The sequence below is a fragment of the Chloroflexota bacterium genome (genome assembly GCA_009840355.1).
Lineage (GTDB): Bacteria > Chloroflexota > Dehalococcoidia > Lucifugimonadales > JADFKI01 > Bin90.
In genome coordinates, this window is the sequence record VXNZ01000056.1 from 122262 (window position 1) to 143742 (window position 21481).

General features: G+C 57.4%; 9 protein-coding genes and 1 pseudogene. 1 reads left to right on the forward strand and 9 read right to left on the reverse strand.

Features of this window, described 5'->3' with window-relative positions; all coding sequences use genetic code 11:
• Window positions 1-109: 109 nt before the first annotated feature.
• The 8 genes and pseudogenes from F4X57_14585 to F4X57_14620 form a co-directional block, all read right to left on the reverse strand.
• A complete protein-coding gene (locus F4X57_14585; protein MYC08372.1) occupies window positions 110-1015 on the reverse strand; it encodes an NAD(P)-dependent oxidoreductase in 906 nt (301 codons plus the stop codon).
• 62 nt (window positions 1016-1077) lie between these two features.
• A complete protein-coding gene (locus F4X57_14590) occupies window positions 1078-1848 on the reverse strand; it encodes a sulfite exporter TauE/SafE family protein (GenBank protein MYC08373.1) in 771 nt (256 codons plus the stop codon).
• 419 nt (window positions 1849-2267) lie between these two features.
• Window positions 2268-3656: a signal recognition particle protein gene (locus F4X57_14595; GenBank protein MYC08374.1), complete on the reverse strand. Its 1389-nt coding sequence runs from the start codon at window positions 3654-3656 to the stop codon at window positions 2268-2270.
• 94 nt (window positions 3657-3750) lie between these two features.
• A complete protein-coding gene (hrcA, locus tag F4X57_14600) occupies window positions 3751-4962 on the reverse strand; it encodes a heat-inducible transcription repressor HrcA (protein MYC08375.1) in 1212 nt (403 codons plus the stop codon).
• Window positions 4928-8206, reverse strand: coding sequence for a hypothetical protein (locus F4X57_14605; GenBank protein ID MYC08376.1), 3279 nt, complete (start codon window positions 8204-8206; stop codon window positions 4928-4930). Before F4X57_14605 ends, hrcA begins: the two co-directional genes overlap by 35 nt.
• 438 nt (window positions 8207-8644) lie before the next feature.
• Window positions 8645-8872 (reverse strand): annotated as a pseudogene (locus tag F4X57_14610) (hypothetical protein).
• A 1067-nt stretch (window positions 8873-9939) separates the two neighbouring features.
• Window positions 9940-16098 (reverse strand): cadherin repeat domain-containing protein, encoded by a 6159-nt coding sequence (locus tag F4X57_14615; GenBank protein MYC08377.1) that lies wholly within the window; start codon window positions 16096-16098, stop codon window positions 9940-9942.
• A gap of 141 nt (window positions 16099-16239) precedes the next feature.
• Window positions 16240-19911 (reverse strand): cadherin-like beta sandwich domain-containing protein, encoded by a 3672-nt coding sequence (locus F4X57_14620; GenBank protein MYC08378.1) that lies wholly within the window; start codon window positions 19909-19911, stop codon window positions 16240-16242.
• 446 nt (window positions 19912-20357) lie between these two features.
• Between F4X57_14620 and F4X57_14625 the strand changes: the two genes are divergently transcribed.
• On the forward strand, window positions 20358-21029 hold the full coding sequence (locus F4X57_14625; GenBank protein ID MYC08379.1) for a hypothetical protein: 672 nt from the start codon (window positions 20358-20360) through the stop codon (window positions 21027-21029).
• Window positions 21030-21051: 22 nt separating this feature from the next.
• On the opposite strand, the gene F4X57_14630 is transcribed toward F4X57_14625, so the two are convergent.
• Window positions 21052-21423, reverse strand: a complete 372-nt coding sequence (locus F4X57_14630) for a hypothetical protein (GenBank protein MYC08380.1) — start codon at window positions 21421-21423, stop codon at window positions 21052-21054.
• Between the last annotated feature and the right edge of the window lie 58 nt (window positions 21424-21481).

Below are 21481 nucleotides of genomic sequence, written 5' to 3' on the forward strand. Positions count from 1 at the left end.
ACCCTTGACACCCCGAATACCCGCGCCTATCGTGAACATGCACTCAGCCACAGAGCGAGGAGGTTAGCGATGCCACGAGTCGAGTTCCCTACCCATCCCGTACATCCTGTTAGCTCTCGCTGCCCTTGACCTCCACGCCGGCGGTTTCTTCGGCTACTTTGATAGCCGCATGCTGATCCTCGTTGCCAAGACCCTTGCCCATGGCGAGCGTCTGCACTTGGTATGCCGCGGAGCCGACCATGTTCGCCGCGCCCAGCGATGCCGCAAGCTGCGCCGCAAGTCCCAGGTCTTTGTGCGACAAGGCGAGCTTGAAGCCAGGCTCGAAGTTGCGCTCGAATACCTTTGCCTTCAAGCCCGTGCGCCCGTGCAACGTGCTTGCGGCGGTGTTGTTCATGACTTCTCGCAGCCGCTCCGGGTTCAGTCCGGCGGCAACGCCCATGGTGACCGCCTCGCCAAGCAGCGTGGCGACCGAGCAGGATACGAGGTTGTTGACTATCTTAGTGGTAACGCCCAACCCCAGTTCGCCGCAGTAGAATTGCTGGTCGCCGAGCGTGTCCAGCACATCCTTGCAGTCTTCGACGACGCTCGCGCTGCCGCCAATCATCAGCGTGAGAGCGCCGGTCGCCGCCTGCTGCGGGCCCATGCCGACCGGCACATCGAGCATGTCCGCGCCTTTCGCCTGCACCGCCGCGCCGACTCTGCGCGTGGTGTCGGGGTCGATGCTGCTCATGTCGATATAGACCTTGCCCGCGCTCAACCCGTGCACGAGACCGTCCTCGCCGGTCGCCATGCTCTCGACTATCTGCGGCGTGGGCAGCGAGCTGACTATGACATCGCACTGCTCTGCGACCTCGCGCGGCGACGATGCGGCGGTCGCGCCCTTGTCCACTAGCGCCTGCACCGCCTCAGCGCGTATGTCGTACACCGTTACATCGTATCCGCTTGCGAGCAAGTGCGACGCCATGCCGCCGCCCATATTGCCCAAGCCGATGTAGCCTATCTTCCTGTCTGCCATGTTGCGCCTCCTGTAAATTGTGCCAATCCCGGCAACTATCGTGCCCAATCCGCAAGCTTTCGTCAAGCCGCCACCAGATTCCACATCTTCAGCGCCAGTCCGAACGTGCTGGATACCAGCACCAGAGCAATTACGCCGCGCCGCCACACCGCATCGGTCAGGCTCTTGGCTATGCGGTCGCCCAGCAGCGCGGCAAGCATCGCCGGCACAATAGAAGCCAGCAACAGCGTAGTCCGCGCCGGCGTGTACAGGTCGTTCAGCCCATAGCCGACAATCAGAGCAGTTCCCATGAATATGAAGTACAGCGCCATAGACGCGCGAGTGCCTTGACGGCCCCAGCCCTGCGAGATGAAGAACAGCACCAGCAGCGGTCCGCCCACGCCTATGCCCGTGATAAACAGCCCCACCAGAAAGCCGCACACCGGCCCCAGAATGCTTGCCCTGGGCATACGGAAGGGCATCCGAAACATCCCGCCAACCGTGAGCGCGATGATGACCACCAGCACCGCAATGCCGAAGATGTCCTTGTACTCCGCGATGTCTAGCATCGCCAGCACCCAGCCGCCGATAAGCGCGCCCACAATGCCCGCCACCACGATAGGCACAATCTCTCGTGGGCGCAGATGCTCCCGGTTCCGCAGCACAACCAGAATCACCACCGGCAGCGCCATCACATTCAGCAGGATGATCGATGTCGCCGGGTCGAACAGCAAGAACAGCAGCGGCAGCCCCACGATCCCGATGCCAAAGCCCATAGCGCTGAACACCGTGCAGGCGAAGAACACCACCAGCACGGCGAACACCAATTCCGTCGGGCTTACGGCGTCGAGCAAATCATCTCCAATTCCGAGACACGCGCTTCAAAACAAAAGCCCGGCCGCTCATGGGAGCTACGTTAATGTGCAAGTCCTGTTTCGTCGGTCTTCGAAGGGTTAGTTGGTCGTCTATGCGATCGTCCTGCTGGGCTTTGGCTTCCAGTCGATGACGAAGTTGGTGTATTACGAGACGCTGCATATCAGGATTGTGGGGAACCGCGCGAAGTACCAGCGCCGTTCGCCTTCCATTATGCTCCAGATCGATTCCCTGTTCGTGTCGCTGCGACTTTGCATAGACCACACGCGATACTTAGGTTGCACATCGCGAGAATGCTAACAGAGCGACTATACAAAGCGCAATTTGGCGACGGCGGCGGCAATGCTAGCGAGTGGCGTGCAATCGTAACAGATCGCAGCACATGTTAGAGCGCGCCGTATCAGCGCATGTTCGGCATGTTCAGGATGTTCCCCTGCTGGCGCATCATGCGGCGCATCTTTTTGCTCTGGCGCTTGCTGCCTTTACCGCTGCTCACGCCCATGAACTGGCGCATCATCTTCTGCATTTGGCTGAACTGATTGAGCAGCTGGTTGACATCCTGCGGCGTCGTGCCGCTGCCGCGCGCGATGCGCCGCCTGCGACTGCCGCCGATAATCTCCGGGCGGCGGCGTTCTTCGGGCGTCATGGAGCGTATGATCGCCTCGGTCTTGACCAAGTGGCTGCCGTCTAGTTCGTCCACGGAAATCTTGCCCTTCATCGCGGAGAAGCCGGGCACCATTTCCAGCACTTGGCTTATGGGTCCCATCTGCTTGAGTTGCTGAAGCTGCCCTAGGAAATCGTCAAGGTCGAATGTCGCCTGGCGTATCTTGCGCTCCATCTCGGCGGCTTCGTCTTCGTCGAAGGAAGCCTGCGCCTTGTCGATGAGCGTCAGCATGTCGCCCATTCCGAGAATGCGCGAGGCGAGCCTGTCCGGGTAGAATGCTTCCAGCGCGTCCGCGCGCTCGCCCGTGCCCATGAACTTGATAGGCACGCCGGTTACCGAAGTTATTGACAGCGCCGCGCCGCCACGCGCATCGCCGTCCATCTTGGTCATAATCAACCCGGTCAAGCCTATGCGGTCGTGGAACTGCTTGGCGGCTTCGACGGCTTCCTGACCCGTCATCGCGTCCACGACGAGCAGCGTTTCGTCAGGCGATACGGCGTCTTTCACCGATTCCAATTCGGACATCAGTTCGTCATCAACCTGAAATCTGCCAGCCGTGTCAACGATAGCCCATGCCGCGTTCAACTCGGCGGCGCGTTTCACACCGTCTTTGGCGACTTTGGGTGTATTTCCGGATTTCGAATCCTGATAGACCGACACATCAATCTGCCCGCCCAGCGTTTCGAGTTGCTGAATGGCGGCGGGACGTTGCAAGTCGGCGGCGACCATCACCGGTAGCTGACCGTCTTGCTTCAGATGCCGCGCGAGTTTCGCGGACGCGGTGGTTTTGCCCGCGCCGTTTAGCCCGACCATGAGGATGACAGACGGACGGCGCGGACCGGATTCGAGGCGATGTACCTTACCGCCGAGGATGTCCACGAGCGCGTCATTGGTAATCTTGACGACCTGCTGTCCCGGCGACAGGCTCTTCAGCACATCGGACTTCAGCGCCTCTTCGCGAATGCGAGCGATGAACTCGCGGGCGACGCCGAAGTTCACATCGGCTTCGAGCAGCGCCATACGCACTTCACGCAGCGCCTCGTCCACATCGCACTCGGTCAGCCTGCCCTTGTTTCCAAGGCGGCCGAATACGCCGTTCAGCTTGTCTGATAGAGCCTCAAACATCTTCTGTCCTTTGCGGTTGCCGCCGCTTTCATGGGTCTAATGGGAATGCAGATTAACAGGTCAGGCGGCGAAAAGGGGATAATACACGGCGCGGTTAATCGACATATACGTTCTCAAGCAGTTCGCTCATCGCGGACGAGACGAACCTGACGCCCGCGATTGTCCGCGTGTATTCCATGCGCGTGGGTCCAACGACGCCTAGTGCGCCGACTGCGCGATGCGGCAGTCCGTATTGACACACAACCACGCTCAGCGGCGATAGCGCGTCGTCCGGGTGCTCGTGTCCGATTATGACGCGCACGATGCCGCCCTCGGGCGTCTCCGACAGGATTGTCTGCGCTAGGCTGCCGTCCTCCACGCCCTCTACAATGGCGCGCGCGCGTTCGTTTTCGGCGAATTCAGGCTGGGAGAGCAGATTGCGTATTCCATCGACATAGTGGTCTCTGAACGCCGTCTTCTCTTCCGCTTGCAGCACGGTAACCGTCGCATCGACAAATTCCTCTTCGAGCGGCGTCAGGTGCATCACCTGCGATTCGATTTCGTGCTGGTTGTGCCCTGTTAGATATGACCGCAGCCGCGCGGTTGACTCTTCCAGTTCGTCCATTTCCATCGGGTGCGGCAGACGAATGAGCTGGCGGTGAATTCGCGCCTGCTCCAGCACTACAATGAGCATGACCAACAGGTCTTGGATGTGCACCAAGTCGAGGTGATGCACGCGGGTTTCGCGCGCCTTTGGGAAGGTGGAAATCGCCATGTTGCCCACCAGACCGGACAGCACCGCCGCGGACACATTCGCCCATTCGTCGAGGTTCTGCAGGATGTTCTGCAGGCGTTCTCGCGCGTCTTCTCGGATGCTATGCGGGATAGTCGTCGCAAGCACCGGCTCGATGGATTCGACGAAGAAACGATACGCCTTGTCGAGTGGGACGCTGCCCGCCGATGTGTGCGGGTTGGCGAGATAGCCCATATCCTTCAGCACGGCGACATCGTTGCGCACCGTGGCGGAGCTGACATTCAGCTCGTGGCTGCGCGCGACCGCCTCAGACGCGACGGGCATCGCGGTGCGCGTGTAGCCGCCGACGATGATTTTCAGTATGAGTTCTTGTCTTTTCGTGAGCATAAGCGCACTCGGCCAAGATACAAGATGCCACTTGCGGAAGGTAGTATCTTCACATTCTACAATCGCCGCCGCTGCCAAACAAGGCTTGCCTGTCCGATTGGCAATCTCGCCCCAGCTCACTGGTGATAATGCGCTTACATGCGCCGCCCCATCACTCATCCGACTCCGAACACAACGGCAGCCCATCTATGTTCGAATCGCCTTGCTTAATCATTGCCAAATCGTGGTGCGCAATGTCTTCCAATGCGTCAGGTATGCAGCCTTCCAGCGCATTGCCGGACAGACTGATATTTGCCAATCTTTCAAGCATCGTCAGTTCAGTCGGTATCTCGCCAGTCAGCATGTTGTCCGCCAACAGCAGCGCCTGAAGGTTAGCGAGATTGCCAATTTCCTGCGGTATCTCGCCATGCAGATTGTTGCCATCCAACAACAGCGTCTTAAGGTCAGTGAGAGTGCCGATTTCGTCAGGGATGCCGCCGTAAGGCATGGCGTCGTCCCCAACTATGTCGCTGCCTAGCATGTTGTTGGACAGTTTGAGATTTGCCAGTTTCACAAGATGCTTGATGTCAGGCGGTATCACGCCAGTCAGCGGGTCTGGCGTCGTAGTGTTGTCCTCTCTGCTAAGGTCCAAGCCTTCGACGCGGGACTGCGTCGTGCCGACTGTGATGCCTTCCCACATCTTGATTGGGACGCCAACAGCCCAGTTCAGTGTGCGGGCGCCGTCTTCGCCTTGCAGCATTTCCTGCAGCGACAGAAGCGTATTACAGTCGGACACAAGCCTATCGTGTGCCGCGCCATTTGCAACTTGAACCGCCATAGAATCGGCGCACTCGCCTCCGCCGCAATACTCTAAGTCTAGCACTCTGAAGTCATTTCTTGGGATGTCTTTCAATTCCTTAGGTATGCATCCGACAAACTCATTGCCGCGAAGATACAGGTCGCTCAAGTTCGAGATGTCGCCGAGTTCATCAGGAATTTCGCCACTCAGCGTGTTGTCCGCAAGAGCTAGGACTCGCAGATTGACGAGACTTCCCAGTTCAGGTGGCAGATGTCCGCTGAGCATGTTTCTTTCGAGCGAGAGGTTCTCTAGCAAGGAGATTCCCGCTAATTCCGGCGGTATCTCGCCGCTCAGCATGTTGTCGTCGAGATGCAGGGATCTCAAATTTGGAAGACTTCCCAATTCACCCGGAATGGCGCCGGTCAGTCTGTTGTCTTTAAGATCGAGAGAAGCCAATTCCTCCAATATGCTCAACTCTGGCGGAATCTCGCCGCTTATCATGTTGCCTTTCAATGACACATAATGCAGGGATGACATGTCGCCAATTGCTGACGGTATCGCGCCGGAGATTGAGTTATTACCAAGGATTAGAATTTGCAATTTGGTGAGTTTGCCAAAAGACGAAGGCAATGAATCGCTCAGATTGTTGTCGTCTAGTTGCAGCACTGACAGCTCGTCAAGTTCGCTTAGTTGCGACGACATCCGGCCGTTGAGTCCACGGCTAGGCAATGCCAGCCTAATTACTCTGCGTGGCAAGCCACTAATAGTTATGCCTTCCCACTCCTCTATCGGCTTATCGAGAGACCAGTTGAGTCGCGCCACATCTTCGCCAAGCGTGCCTTCAAGTAAGATCCGCGCATCTAATAGGGCGTTGCAATCCCCAACAAGTCCTGCATTTTCGAAGGGATTGGGCACAGCGGGCTTGTCAAAGCATATGCCACTAGGGCAGAAGGGCAGACCGAGACGGGCTGTGTCATTGTCAGCGACAGCTTCAAAACTCGACGGCACGCAGCCGCTGAACGAATTGCCCGCAATTTTGACATCTTCCAAATGGGATAGCCGATCCAACTCGGTAGGTATTGCGCCAGTTAGCTGATTATCAGCAAGATCCAACACTCTGAGGTGATGGAGATCGCTAAACCCAGCAGGTATTTCGCCGGTTAGATCGTTATTGCCAAGACGCAGGACTTGGAGACGGACGAGGCTTGTCAAGCCGTGCGGTATCACTCCGTCCAGTTCGTTATCTTTTAGTGTTAGTGTTTCCAGTGCCAAGAGATTGCCCAGTTCAGCGGGTATAATCCCGCTCAATCGGTTGGAATCGAGCTCCAATACGGTCAGATTATCGAGCGTGCCAAGTTCGCCGGGAATCTCGCCATACAGCCCATTGTCTGACAGCGACAAGGTTTCCAAACCGGATAGCGATTCGAGTTGGGTGGGAATAACGCCATTCAACCCACTGCCGGCGAGCGCCAATTCCGTCACGCGCAACGGCGAGCCGCCGGTCGTGACGCCTTGCCAGTCATCCATCGGTACATCCGCTGCCCAGTTCAACAGCCCGCGTCCATCGAGTGTAGGTCGCAGTTCCAATAGGACCTCGCACTCCGCGACCAGTTGGACATTGGTTTCGGGATCCTGCACCGCCCCACCGGTGAGGCAGTCAGGTTCCTCGCCCGCTCCCGACAGACCACTGACAACCAGCCTGAATCTGCCAGTCTTTTCCGCAGCATAGGTCGTAGCTTCTATGGTGTATTCGCCAGCAGGGAGCTCTCCCGTCCGGATCGAGGAGTTCAAGTCAACTCTAGGCAGAGCATCGTCATTCTCCGCGACTATATCGCCGTTGCTACCGACACCTCTCATGAGATATAGGTAGGTGTCAACTTCCGATGTCAGCGAAATGGATATAGTCGTAGGTTCATCGAGAGTGAATGTGAAGTATCGGGCATAATAGTCCCCGGTCCCGGGCCTACTGCTGAGGGGTCTGTTCATTGAAAGACAATTATCATCCTCAATCCAATCTCCCTGACTAACTCTGCCTTCAATCGCTCTGCCGCAGTCCCCTAGCGGTAAGGGAGTGGCGGTCGGAGTGGGCGTAGGCATCTGCGGACCAGGGTCAGTCTCGGTAATTCGTAGCCGAAGCGACACTTGCGTGGATGCTCCGCTCTCGGCGCTTGCCAGTACCTCAACGGAGAATGTGTCCTGTGTCTCGCTATCAAGCGTCACGCCTTCCTTGAGCAACAGATGCGCTCGATGGTTGCCTTCGTCGCTCATTCCCGCCGGCACCAGCAAGAAGTTCGCAGAATCGGAGGTTTCGCGCAGCGCAAAGGTTACATCGCCATTTTCACTGGTGAATGCTTCAAAAACACTAATGGCCTCGTTCGCTCGCTCGACATGCCAGTCTTCCGGAATAGCGGTTTCGACCACAATCACGGGTCCCGCGACAAACGGTGTTGCGTTAGGGACTACTACCGTTGGAGTAGGTGGCGGGGTCTCTGTTGGTGTCGCGGTGGGTGTAGTTGTAGCGGATGGTTGTATCTGCGCGCCAGCGCCACCGCTGCCAAGCGCCAAGAGTCCAAACAGACCTGCGGATACCAAGACCGCCAGAACAAGAGCCGTGAAAGGCTTGGATGCAGCAAACAAGTCAGCGATTTTCATATTGCCCTTTCAGCGCCGTTGATATTCACGAAGGCGGCACTTGCATCAGTATTATTGATAGTGCCGCCCTACATTTAACGCCAAATTGCAGCCGCCGTCTATACTTATCGCCGAACTGCCTCCAATCAGGCATCAAGCCATGCAGACGAGACGAAAAGAGAGGCTCTTGCCGTTGCAAAGAGCCTCTCAATTGATAAACGATGACCGAACCGCCGCCGCGACACCCCCATAAGCAAAAGGCTTAGGCGCGTCTAAACGGCTCTATTCCCGTCTTCGCTTGCCACGCACATACTTAACGCCGCCAAGCATCACAAGCGGAGCGAACAGCAGCATCAAGTTCGCCGCGGACTCCTCGAAGGGCAGCTGTGTCGTACTGGAGCATATCCCTCCGCCTTCACCTTCAGAATCTTCGTCATCTTCAGAAGATGTGGTCACAACCGGCTCAGGCGTGGGCGTGGGCGGTAGCGGCGTGCTGGTGGGCACGGGTGTCGCCGTAGGTTCCGGCGTAGCAGTCGGCGGAATAGGCGTGTTCGTCGGCACGGGCGTCGCCGTAGGTTCTGGCGTAGCAGTCGGCGGAACAGGCGTGTTCGTCGGCACGGGCGTCGCCGTAGGTTCTGGCGTAGCAGTAGGTATCGGTGTATCCGTCGGGATCGGCGTGGGAGTATCGGGGATACTTTCGAATACTAGATTTACCTCATTTCGTGAACCGGGCTCAAACACGCCGGATGCAGGCGGAGTTGAAGGGCGTCCATTGAGGAAGAACTCTACGGGCAAGCCGATCAATTCTTCATCGTCCGTCAATATGACAAGATTGATGAACTGCCCATTGGACAGAATCGCTGCCGGCGGGCTCTGGTAGGGACCCACACGGGCAACGAGCAGCATATTCTCAGATACGGTTCGCCCCGCGACGACGATGGTTCCCGAGTAAGTCGCGGGCAACACGGGCACCGGCGTGGGGGTCAGAGTCGCCACCGGAATCTCATTGAATGTCAGTTCAAAGTTGAACTCATTCACACCTGGGGCATGCCGCAGGCGTTCATTCGCCTCAACGCCCTCAAGGTAGAAAGCAATTTCCTCGCCAATGAAACGCGAATCCGGAGGGGCTACCTTAATCAAATACGTCTGGTCAACCACCTCTACAGGAGGCGTCTCATAGACGAACCCTCCCTTAGTAATCTTCGCAACTACCTTAAAGCCATCCGGAGCGCCAACTGCCTCCCCGGTGACAACCATCGGGATCTGCGGCACGCTAGCTAGAGGGGTTTCAGTCGCAGAGGGCGTACCTGTCTGCGCGAATATGTCCCTGTCGGGAATCGCGAACAGCGCCATAGCGAGCACAAACACGCCCAATAATCCTACCAGTGAATAACCAATCTTCATAGCTCTCTTCTCTCGCCCAGCGTCGTATCGCCATGGGCATCACTTCAGAATTGAATCTTTTTCAGAACACAACCCTTACATTATAGCCAGCAATCGCCGATTCCGTCCATACAAATTACGCGGGTACGATTGCCAACCTGCACTCTGCGACACGCGGTGAGAGCACCAGCGATGCCCGCGTTCAGCAGGGCAAACGTCGATACGCCCAAAAAAGTCCCCCAACCGAATAAACGGAAGGGGGACTCTGCTTTGTCTTAAAGTTGTCTTACATGCCTACTATGGGTCGATTCGTAGTCTTGGGCGAATTGCCTCCCCGCCCGTTGCCGAACGGGGAAGCCTTTCGTTTAATCCTAGTCGCTGGAACCTCCGCTACCTGCGACGCCGCCAGGCACCAAGGCAGTAGCATTCCTAACGAAGACCCAGTAACCGGAACCGATTAGCAGGTTCGTACCCATACCCGGGGACATCATGTCGCCGTCAAGCACCGTGTACCATTCGTTCCTGATGGTGTCGAAACCGAGCACTCTAGCTGCTTGGATGCCGTCCTCCAGGCTCTGCAGATACACTGCTGCGTCGATTGGCGTACCGTGGTCAAGAGCGTTGCCCTTAACATCCGTAACCGGGATCAGGTTCCAACCAGCGTACAGCGGGATAACCGGCGGCTGTATCGGCGTTCCGGTTCCGACGGCTCCGCCAGCCAGTCTCGGGATGTTAACTTCCCAATCCTGAATCGCGTCGCTGAGGACCCAGTAACCGCGCTGCCCAGTAATCTCTGTCAGGTCACCCTGCCATTCGCTGTCAAGCGTCTCGCGTACTGCGACCTGCCAACCGCCCGGTACGACCGGGTTGTAGGTGTAAACGGTCCGTACTTCAACACCGGCGCCAAACACTGTGGCTATGCTGCTGTCCGCGGGCTCACCCGGCAGGGAAATCAGGTTCCAGCCTGGGCTCAGCCGCTTCTCGAACGGATCCCTGTCGCTAACCTCGAAGTCAATTTCCAGAGCGTCCTCAAGCTCGTTGCCGGCCTGGTCCATTGCCTGGATTTCTACCTCGTGGTCGCCGAGTCCAATGTTCTCAAGCGTAACCAAGAATGTCTGCTTGTCCGTTGTCCTGACGCTGTCCGTAATATCCACGCCGTCCAGCACGAAGCTCGTAACTACGATGTCGTCGAAGCTGTCCTCCGCGTATTCGCTGTTCTCGTTCATGCAGTTGGCGAGGCGATAGTTGTCGCTCAGACTCGGCAGATCTTCGCACGCGACTGCGTCTTCGTAACGCTGCGTGAAGTCGATCTCGAGGAACAGACGCGACCTGTATTCGACTGACGGTTCGTTGTCGGTGATGCTCACGCCACCCAGCTTCACATTGGGCTTAGGCAGGTTGATGTCGCCTTCAAAGAACACTGCGTCGCCGGTGTCAACATCGCCGTCCGAGTCAAAGAAATCGGTAACGATACTGCCAGGGTTAACACCTTCGCTGCCGGGGTTCTGCTGTGCAGAGCGGTCCTTACCAGCGATGTGGAAGTTGTAGTAACCGGTGCCCTTAGGCTCGCCTACCGTGATTATCCACTCGGTGTTGGTAACCTTCTCAATTGTCGTCTTTAGGTTGTGGTCGGTAGCTAGGCGGTCGTCCGCGCAGTCATCTGACGTCTCGCCGGATGTGTTCATCACGACTTCGCCGCGCTTGCGCTTGCCCTTGTCTGCGCCGTCATCGTTGTCGCAGGTCGCCGTGCCCTTGGTGTCAACACTGGCTGCGTCAACATACGATACGGTTACGGTCGGGCGGGCGGTGTTGAGGCGCTCGTCAACGGTTACGTTGAATACTACCTCATCGCCGTCGCCGGCCAGCACCTTGTCCGGGTTCTCCGTGGTTTCGCGCGGGGATACGATCGATACTATCGTGAACGCCGGGGAAATCCAGTCGTCCGCTTCCGCTTCGCCGTCGTCCTGCTCGTTGCCGGCGACATCTTCGATACCGTTCGGCACTAGCGTTACATCAGGCGTCTCGTCGGCTTGCAACTCGTCCTCGAGGTGTATGAATACAGATGTCTCGATGGACTGCCGCAAGTGAAGTCCGTCAGGATTCCTGTACCTTTGCTCGCCGCCGGTCGCGTACCTGCTGTCGTCGGTCCAGTCGTCGGGCTGTTCATATACATTCACTGCCACGACGGTGTGGCCTTCGACCACGAAGTCGTCAATCTCAACCGTTGCGGGATTCAGCTGTGTCAAGTCGTTGAAGATGACCTGGATTACGCTCCGGTCGTCGTCGTACTCTTCATTGCCTTCGTCCCATGTTACGCCCGCACGCGCTTCGTACAACTCAGGCTCGTTAACATCGATTACGATTTCGGCGTATTCAACGTCGTCGTCGGAACCGTCCGGATCGAAGTACGTCATGTTACCGGCGCGGTCAACTGCCACGAAGGTTACATAGAATACCTTATCCTCGTCCAATACCAACGTCGTCTCGACTTCGATGCCGTTGTCGATGTCGTCAAAGTCCTTGTCTTCGCGTACTGCGATGTAGCCCCACTCGTCGCGGGAGGCTGTGGTCGCGTCGTACTCGTGGGTGCCGCGCTTGTCGTTGCACTGGGCTACGTCCGCGCGTACCGTGCCATTGTTCCCAAGGTCAATCTCCTCGGGGCGCTCACACTGCATTCGGCTCACGACTGCGATAACGGGTATGTAGTCTTCATCGCCGTCGCCGTCGGGCAGGTCTTCAGGGCTAGGAATGCCGGATAGGCCGTCCGTTACCCGGAAGCTGTAGTCCACATCGGCGTCATCGAACGCGGATTCGTGCTCAGGCGCGAACGATTCGATTTCCGGCGGATCGTTTTCAACATCTACGCTGTCGCGCAGGTTGTCGAACGCGATACTAATTTCGTCTTCCTCGTCAACCTGGATGCGCGCTACGGAGCCGTCCGTGTGCTTGTACACAGGACTGTCGCCAGGTGTTGCGCCCATGTCGCGCGGACGTACGCCACCGGCTTCGCGATGCTCTGTCGGCATCAGGTACGCCGGGTCAGCATCGCCGTCGCCCGAGCTTGACGAGCGGCCAACTAGCTTGACTGCCGCGAGGAACTTGTTCTCTTGATGCGCGCTTCTGTAGGCGATGACGCTGAGCTTATCGTCTGCGGAATCGCTTTCCAGATCGACTACCACGCACTGGTTGCCGTTGCCGCAGTCAGAGTCCGGGGATTCGGAGGTGATTTCGATCAGGAGCACCGTGCCCCAGTTCGCCCATTCCGTCTCCACGAAGTTGACAGCGTTAGTAACGTTGTCCGGCGTGCCGTCATTGTCTAGGTCGTAGCTTGTGATTGTCGCCGGCAGGTCTGCCGGGCGCTCCTGAACCGCTGCGCTGCGCGTGGTCTTCGCGCCGGATAGCGCGGAGTCCGGGAGACCCGCGTTCGGACCCGGAACCGGGTTCGCCTTGCGGATGTCCAGCGTGCTTACAGAGTCTTCAGCGTCAACTACGGTGATACGAACATCTGTGGCCAGCGACTGAGCGCCGTCACTTGCGTTCACGGTAATGTTGCAGACATTGCCTGCACAAGGCGTTCCGGAGTCGGCGTCGATGGATTCGAGCGTCACCAGGTCGCCATTGCTCATTATCTCGAACGAATCGGCGTGCGCGCCACTCAGCGAGTAGCTAATGCCAGCGTCAAGGCCGTCAGGATCGGTCGCCGAGTAGTTCGCCAAAACCGTGCCGCGAGAAGTGTTTTCCGCGAGGTTCAGCGCAGTGCTCGGTGCGGAGTCCCAAGTCGGGGCCTCATCGTTCAGGTTCTCCAGGTTGACCCTAAGCAGCAACGTATCGTTCAGACCCGCTGGGTCGTTGACTTCCACGTGCACCCTGGAGTCGTACTCTGCGTTTTCATAGTCGAGGCCCGGGCCGTCGCTGCGCACATGCAGCTCACCGCTCCATACCTCAACACCGTTAACCATCTCACTGGACTCGTTCTGGACTTCGAACAGATCCTGGGACTGTCCTTCGCGTAGCACGAAGGTCAGGTCGTCCCCGTCCTCGTCCGTAGCCGTGAAGACGAATATCACAGCGGCGCTGCCGGTATTCTCCGGTATCGTCGTCACTGCGGCGTCGCCCAGCGGGCTGGTGAAGTTCGGCGCCTCGTTAGCGTTAAGCACGTCCACCGTGATTGACATATCGTCGGACAGGCCGTGTTCGTCCGTAGCCTTCACCGTGAAGGAATGGCTGCCGGCAACTTCCGCGTCCAGCGCGCCGCTAACCGTCAGCGCACCGGTTGTCGGATGCACTACGAACGGCGGCTTGCCCGAGCTGATGGAGTAGGTAATCGAATCGTCGTCCTGGTCATCAGCATGGATGAAAATGGGAAGTTCGCTGGCCTCCGGGCCGTCCTGGTCCTCTACGACCGCATCACCGGACTGCGCGGTCTCGTACACCCACGGGGTGCCGCGTATCGCGTCAAGTACCGGAGCTTCGTTGACATCAGTAACCGTCACGCGCACCGAAATCAGGCCCGCGAGATTATCTCCGTTCTTTGCGTTCACCAAGAACGCAGGACTCTCGTCGTCCTCGAAGTTGGGCATATTCACAACACTGATCGCGCCGGTGCTGCTATCTACCGCGTAGTTCGTGTCACCGCCCTCAACACCGCTCTCGATGCTATAGGAGGTAGCGCTTGCCACGATGCCCGCGAGGGAGCAGCCGCTTGCCACGCCTGCCTGCGAGCAGTCGCTCGTGTTCTCAGCAACAAATATGCTCACGAACTCGGATGTAACCGGGTCCGGCTGACGCTGTGATACCGCAATTTCAATATCGATTGAATCAGATGCACCATTGAAGCCGTCGGTCACGCTGACTGAGATTGTGTCAGTGCTAGGACCTGAATGCGCATCGCGCGGAAGGTAGGTCAGCAGCAACAAATCAGAAGTGTCTGACGAGTCAAGCACGATGTATGCCGGGTTGTTCGAGATCGAGAAAGTGAGGGAGTCGCCGTCAGCGTCCGTCACTGATGCCCGGAGGTCGAGCAGAGGGTACGGCACTTCACCTGCGGTTAGCGTCATCGCAATATCGTCGTCAGCGCCGTCATTAAACATTGCCGGCGAATTCACGTCCACCGTAACGGTGGCGGGAATGGTCTGCTGATTCGCGGTTACGCCGTCCGAAACCATTATGTTGAAGGTATAGACGACGTCGCCATCGTCGTTAACCGTACCGCTGTCGCTGCGAGTGAAGTCGGCGGCGGTATCCGCTATGGCGCCCTCGACAGTTACCATGCCGTTGCCGCTGTTAATGTCAAAGACAGCATCACCGGCGCTATCCAGCGAATAGGTCAGCACGTCGCTGTCATTGGCGGAAACGCCATAGCTGGCATCACCAACCTCGGCTCCGGCGCTAATAAGGCCGTTGTCCGGCAGGTTTTCTTCCTTGAGGGTAGCAGTGAACGCAGAAGGAACCGTCGGCGCCATGTTCGACGCGGTAACGGTTATCGTAACGTCTGCGATGGTAGTTCTGTTGGCAAGGCCAGCATCACCGCTCACGGTGAGCTTGAGGTCGTAGTCGCCAACAGACAGGGAACCACTCTGGAAGGAGAGCGTCATGTCGTCGTCATCGACGGAGAACATGTCGCTGCCCGTGCCACTCAGGATGCCGTCCAGGTACTCACCCGAAATACCGCCACTGACCGTGAAAGCACCTATATGGGTACCTTCAGCAATGCCCTGCGGTATCGTGAACTCATTACTTGACGTGATAGCGAGCGCGTCTCGCGAGTTTATGTCACCCTCAAGGGTGGTCGTAAGCTCGGTGCCATTAGCGTCGGTATAGGTCAAGTCAACATTGATTGACCGCGAGGTGCCCAAGCTGGGAGCCCCGGAGTTAACCACGAAGAGACCGAACGTGCCGTCGCCAGTCCTCTTGACCACGAAGTCGCCGGTCGCGCCGTCAAAGTTCTCGTCAAGGGTGTATCCTGTCTCGTTGATAACCCAACCCAGAGCACCGTCTTCAATCGGGTTGCCCACACTGGACACCCTGGCGTCCTCAACGGCCTTCGAGGCAACGACGTCGAACTGGAGGTCATTCGACTCCGGAGCAGGGCCTGTCTGCGCTGCGGCAGTCCTGACCACTACATCGGAATCGCCCGTAACGTCAACGTCATCCATGCCTGGGCCTGGATTTAGAGCGCCACTAAAAGAATAGGTGGCGTCCATGTCGGAAGCTGTGACCGTATAGGAAAAGTCTCCGTTCCCTAGAAAGCGAAATTCAACTTCAGATCCTGTCTGAGTTCCACCAAGCGTATTCGTGGTGGAGACATAAGTGAATCCCGCTGGCAGCGTTTCCGTCACACTGCCCGCCAGACCGACGCCTTCGACATCAATGCTCACCGTCACCGATCCGCCCGGCGCCACTGTCGCCGGCTCGAAGGACCGAGTGGCGCTGGGATCCGTCTGTGCTGCCAGGGGTGACGTACTCGACACGAGAGTCAAGCCGCCGACCACGCTTAGCAGCAATGCCGCCAAAATCAATAGTCTATTCAATGCCTTTCTCCTTTAATGTGGGTTGGAAGTTCCGCTTTTGGCTTCGTTAGATCCGTAGGTCCGTTCGCCCTTGCGGACTCCGCTCACGCCTCGCCCACAGGTGAGGCGAACGGACCTGCCGTACTTTTTATGGTTTCGCCTTTATCCTCCGAGATAGATGCCTATAAGGGTATTCATATCGGCATCTGAGAGCATTCCGTCAAGGTAAGCACCAATAGCCGTATTCATCTCACCATCGTCGATCACGTCGTCGCTATTTGCATCGTACTCAGCAAGCAGCCTTGCCTCGTCAGACATGTCCACACGGGTCACCGTTACGGTGTAGGTCTCGGTCTCGGTCTCGTCTTCCGACGTTACCATCACTGCGACCGCGTTATCGCCTACCGACAGCGGGACGTCGTAGTAGTTAGCGAATGTCATATCCACTACATCCTTTGCGTCGCCCATGAGACCCGGATGCGTGGCATCCGCATTGTAGGTTGTGCAGTACGGGCTGGTAGCATTATCAGGATGGCTGTGATCGTCGTATGCGCGCACTGAGTCATTCATCGCCGGGCAGCCCAGCATGTCCCAGTACATCGGTATGTCTGTCTTCATCGCGGCAATGCCGTTGACCGTTACGGACACACTGGCGTCCGAATTCGTCGTCTTCGGGGTAACCGTTATCGCCTCTGCGGAACCCGCGTCGGCGGTATATGTCATCGTGCCCGAATCAAACGCCGGCATCAGCTCGATAGCCACGCCTTCCATCATGTTCATCGGTAGGTGCTTCAGACCCAGCGACGCTAGCGACGCATCGTCGCCTGCGGACTCACGAGTTATCGTAACCGTGTATGTGTTCATCGCGACGTAGTCCGAAGCCGTCACCATTACGGTGATGACATTGGCACCAACCATTAGGTCAATGGCATGGCTAGTCAAATTCCGCACACCGGTCGTGTCTAGGTTATTGCCGATTTCATCATCCCTGTCCGACATTATCCGAACAGTCGCCCTGTTGTTATCAGTAACGGTAGTATTGTCACCAAAGCCCGTAGCCGTTACCGTAACCGACCCGACTGCGTTCCCAACCTCAGCAGTGTATGCCATGGTGTCCTGGTCATAGTCCGGCATCAAAATGCCAGTGCTAATTGTCAAACCACCGGTCTCGATCAACTTCGCATCACTGGAAGCTCCTGCCGGCGCGCGGTTCACCTGCAGCATGTAAGTCTTATTGCTGGCCGACAGACCGTCTTCAGCCATCACCTGTACCGCGATAAAGTTCGTATAGCCGACAATCAGGGGAATGTTTCCATCGGCGTCTATCGATCCTGTAGCAGCGGCTTCTGCAGTAGCACCCGTCCTTATGACTGCCATCGCTCCGGCGTGTGTCGGAGTGGCATCAATCTGGATCGAGTTCATTATGTTAGAAACGCCGGTCGCATAGGTCGACGCCGAAATAGTAGCGGCGCTAGTGCTGTCAAACTCAGGCAACGGCAGGGACACAGTTTCGGAACCCACCATCAAGGAGCTCAGACTTGCGTCATCCGAAGTGCTCTGGGTCGCGCGCGTCACAGTCAAGGTGTATGTCTTCGTCGCAACGGCATCCTCAGCCTCCACCATTATGGTGATGACATTCGCGCCTTCCGCCAGCTCAACAACGTGTTCATTAGGGGTAGTCGTCGTGGCAATAGCGTCATCCATGTCCGACGTTACTTCGATAGTTGCGCCAGTAGCCAGCGGCAGGGTTAGGGTGATTTCATCTTGTGTCCCAGCGGTAGGACTGTCTGTATTCGCGTCCACATCGTGTGGCACGGAAGCCGTGTAGCTCGTAACGTCCTCGCCAAAGGTCGGCGCCACAGTGATACCGGTGGGGGCTGTAATTGTCAAGTTGGTCAAATTCGCGGTGCTGGAAGCGGTCGGTGACGCGCGTGTAACGCTCAGTATGTAGTTATTTACCGTCTCGCCATCTGCAGCCGTCACCTGCACCGTGATGAAAACCGCCGCCCCAGCGGTCAGGTCAATCCTGCCGTCCGTGTCTATAGGATTTGTGAGGGCAGCACTTACGTCAGCGCCGCTTCGTATGACGACCACAGCGCTGGAGTCCGTCGGAGTGGCAGCGACTAGTACCCTTTGCACTGTAGTAGGAACATTGGTCGTGTAATCCACATCGTCAGCAGAGGGACTGGCAGTAGAAGTAAAGCCGGAAACGCTCACACTTTCGCCGCCCACCGTCAAGGCGCTCAGCGTCGCATCGTCCGAACCGGTCTCAGCGGCGCGCGTTACTGTCACGGTGTATGTCTTCTTCGTCACCACATCCGCGGCTTCCACTACTACGCTGATGACATTCGCACCTACCGCCAACTCAACGATATTATCACTGCCAATTTCTGAATCCCTGTTCGAGGTTATCGTGAAGGACGCATTAGCAGGAGCAGCAGTCGTATCTGACAGCGTCGGCGTTACAGTGACTTCGTCGTTTACAGTTACAGGGGTGGCGCCGTCGACATCGTATGGCACGAAAGCCGTGTAGCTCGTAGTGTCCTGGTTGTAAGCCGGCGCTAACGCGACTGCAGGATTTGTAAGTGTCAAACCATCAGATGCCGCCAAGTTCGCATCGCTGGCAGCATCCTGTGCCACACGCGTTACTTGCAGTATGTAATTCCTTCGGCTGGCACTCGTCCCGTCCTGAGCCGTTACTTGCACCGCAATGAAGAGCGGCGTCCCTGCCGTCAGAGAAACCCTTCCGTCCGTGTCTATCGTTCCTGTAACAGAGGCAGCCGCAGCATCACCAGTCCTTACGAGGACCTGAGCACCGGCGTGGTTCTTCACAGCAGTAACTTGGACCGACTCCGTTGCGAACGGGAATCTGGTTGTGTAGTCCACAAGTCCGTCGGCGCCATCAGCGAGCTCAATGTTCGCTGCGGGTACGGACTTGCCGCCCACCGTCAAAGAACTCAACCTCGCATCGTCCGAAGAATTCGCGCGGGCGCGCGTCACAGTTACAGTATATGTTTTCTTCGTGACTACATTCGCAGCCTCCACCGATATGGTGATGACATTCGCGCCTTCCGCCAACTCCACCGTGTAAGCGCCACCACTTTCAGCAAGCTCGGAATCCTTGTTCGAGGCTATCGTGAACGACGCACCTGCGGTGGTCGTTTGCGGGTCGGTATCGTCGGCTAGCGTCGGCGTTACGGTGATTGTATTGGTAGCGTCATTACCGGAGTCATTCACATCGTATGGAACGAAAAGCGAGTAGCTCGTAGTGTCCGGGTCATAATCCGGCACTAAAGTGGTGCCAGTTGGGACACCACCGATTGCCAAACCAGTGGTCGCCGCCAAGTTCGCATTGTCGCTAGCGCCTGACGACACGCGCGTAACTGTGACGACATATATCGTTCCAGTAGCGGTGGCGCCACTTCCTGTCGCTATAACAACGCCGATATCTGTGCTTTCATTCGATCTAAGCGGCACGTTGCCACCGGATGCAACTTGGCCTGGAAGGGTCGTGAAATCTGATACTGACCCTGCAGTGCTAGAAGGAGTAATATCCGGAGCGTACCTGATGCTATGCACACGGGACCCTGACACCGCTGAGGCGTTGACTTGTATGTGAGTGGTTCCACTCGACACCCGTGTGGGATTGGCAGTGTAGTCAAAAGTGCCAACAGCGAAGCCGCTTACTGCCTTGCCGCCCACAGTGATGCTGGCTGCAGACTGCGCGTGTGCGCGGTCGGGATCAGCGACAAACGGCGTCATCGTTGCCACAAGTGCGAGCAACAAAGCCCCCAGCAGCGCTGATATGGGGATAAATGCTTTTCTATTGTTCAATTCGTCCTCCTAACATTCGGGTTAGTACCGGTTCGTATTTGTTCCGAATAATCCATTCCGATAGTCTAGTTGTCGCTATTGAGAGTGTTCGCCACTCGTCTATTTGAGAACGCTACACCGCGCGGCATACTTCCGCAAGGCATTATTTTGAATGTTTTTGGCGAAGTTTCTATACAAAGCCCTAAACTATTGCCCAAACAAGTCCTGCACAAAGGCATGAGTATGCCCAGCACGCAGGCGTACAGAGTCCACACTATAGGACTTATATTACGGGAGTATTACGGGGAAAGCGGGAATCCGGGGCGATTAGGCGAGGGTAAGGGGCATTTCGCCTGTTTGCGCTTACCATGATGAATCTCTGACGATAGTTAAATGCTGTTCAAAGGCTGAGCGGGCCGGCGACTGAAAACTCCGAACGGTGTTAAAATTGTGTGGATACATTATACATGCATAGGAGGCGTAAAGTAATGGAAATATCGTGGCTGGGGAACTGGGCGGTGCGAGTGCAGTCGGGGCAGACGGCGGTGGTGTCGGATCCGTATTACGCGGAGGACGGCGCGCGGATGCCGGAGACGAGCGCGGATATAGTGACGGTGAGCATTGACGCGCCGCGCCATTCCAATGCGGGCGCGGTGGGCGGTTCGCCTCGCGTGCTGCGGGGACCGGGCGAGTACGAGATTGCGAACTTCTACATAAGCGGCATGGGCACGCCGTACGGGAACGCGGAGGACGCGGACGGTCGGCTGGTGAGCACGGTGTACGCGATGCGCGCGGAGGGTGTGCGGGTGTGCCACGCGGGTGGCAGTGTGCCGTCGCTGAGTTCGCGGCAGCTGGACGAGCTGAACAATGTGGAAGTGCTGGTGGTGGACGCGAGCGGCGGTGAGAGCGCGGCGAAGCGTGTGGCGCGGCTGGTGCAGCAGGTGGGACCGCGGATAGTGGTGCCTGTGGGCTGGCAGGCGGGCGCGGATGGCGCGGGCGATGATGATGCGGGTGCGCTGGGTGCGCTGCTGGGCGAGCTGGGAGCGAGTGATGTGTCGCCGCGTCCGACGCTGCGCGTAACGGCGACGAGCTTGCCGCGCGAGATGAGCGTGGTCGTGCTGTCGGCGCAGGCGGGGTAGGCGGGCTAGAAGAGGAGCAGGGTTAGGTGAGCAGGCTGACGATATAGGCGGCAACGCCCCCGCCGACGATGGTGAATATGCCGATGCCCGCGAGGAAGATGTGGTGGTTGAGTGCGTCGAACTTGGCGTCGAAGCGGTCGTTGATGCTGTCAAACTTCGCGTTGATGCTGTCAAACTTCGCGTTGATGGCGTCAAATTTCGCTTCGTATTTCTTATCAAGGGCGTCTATTTTGGCGTCGAACTTCCTGTCGAGGGCGTCAAAGCGATCATTGATGGCGTCAAACTTCGCGTTGTGATCCCTCAGCAGCTCAATGATAATCTCCTGCTGCGCCTCTATGCGCGCCATCCGCTCTTCGACGGAATACGGATTAGTCGTCGGGGCTTCGGTGGTCATCAACAGAACTCCTTAATAGGGATGGTGCGTGCAGTATAGGCGATTATGCGCGGCGCGG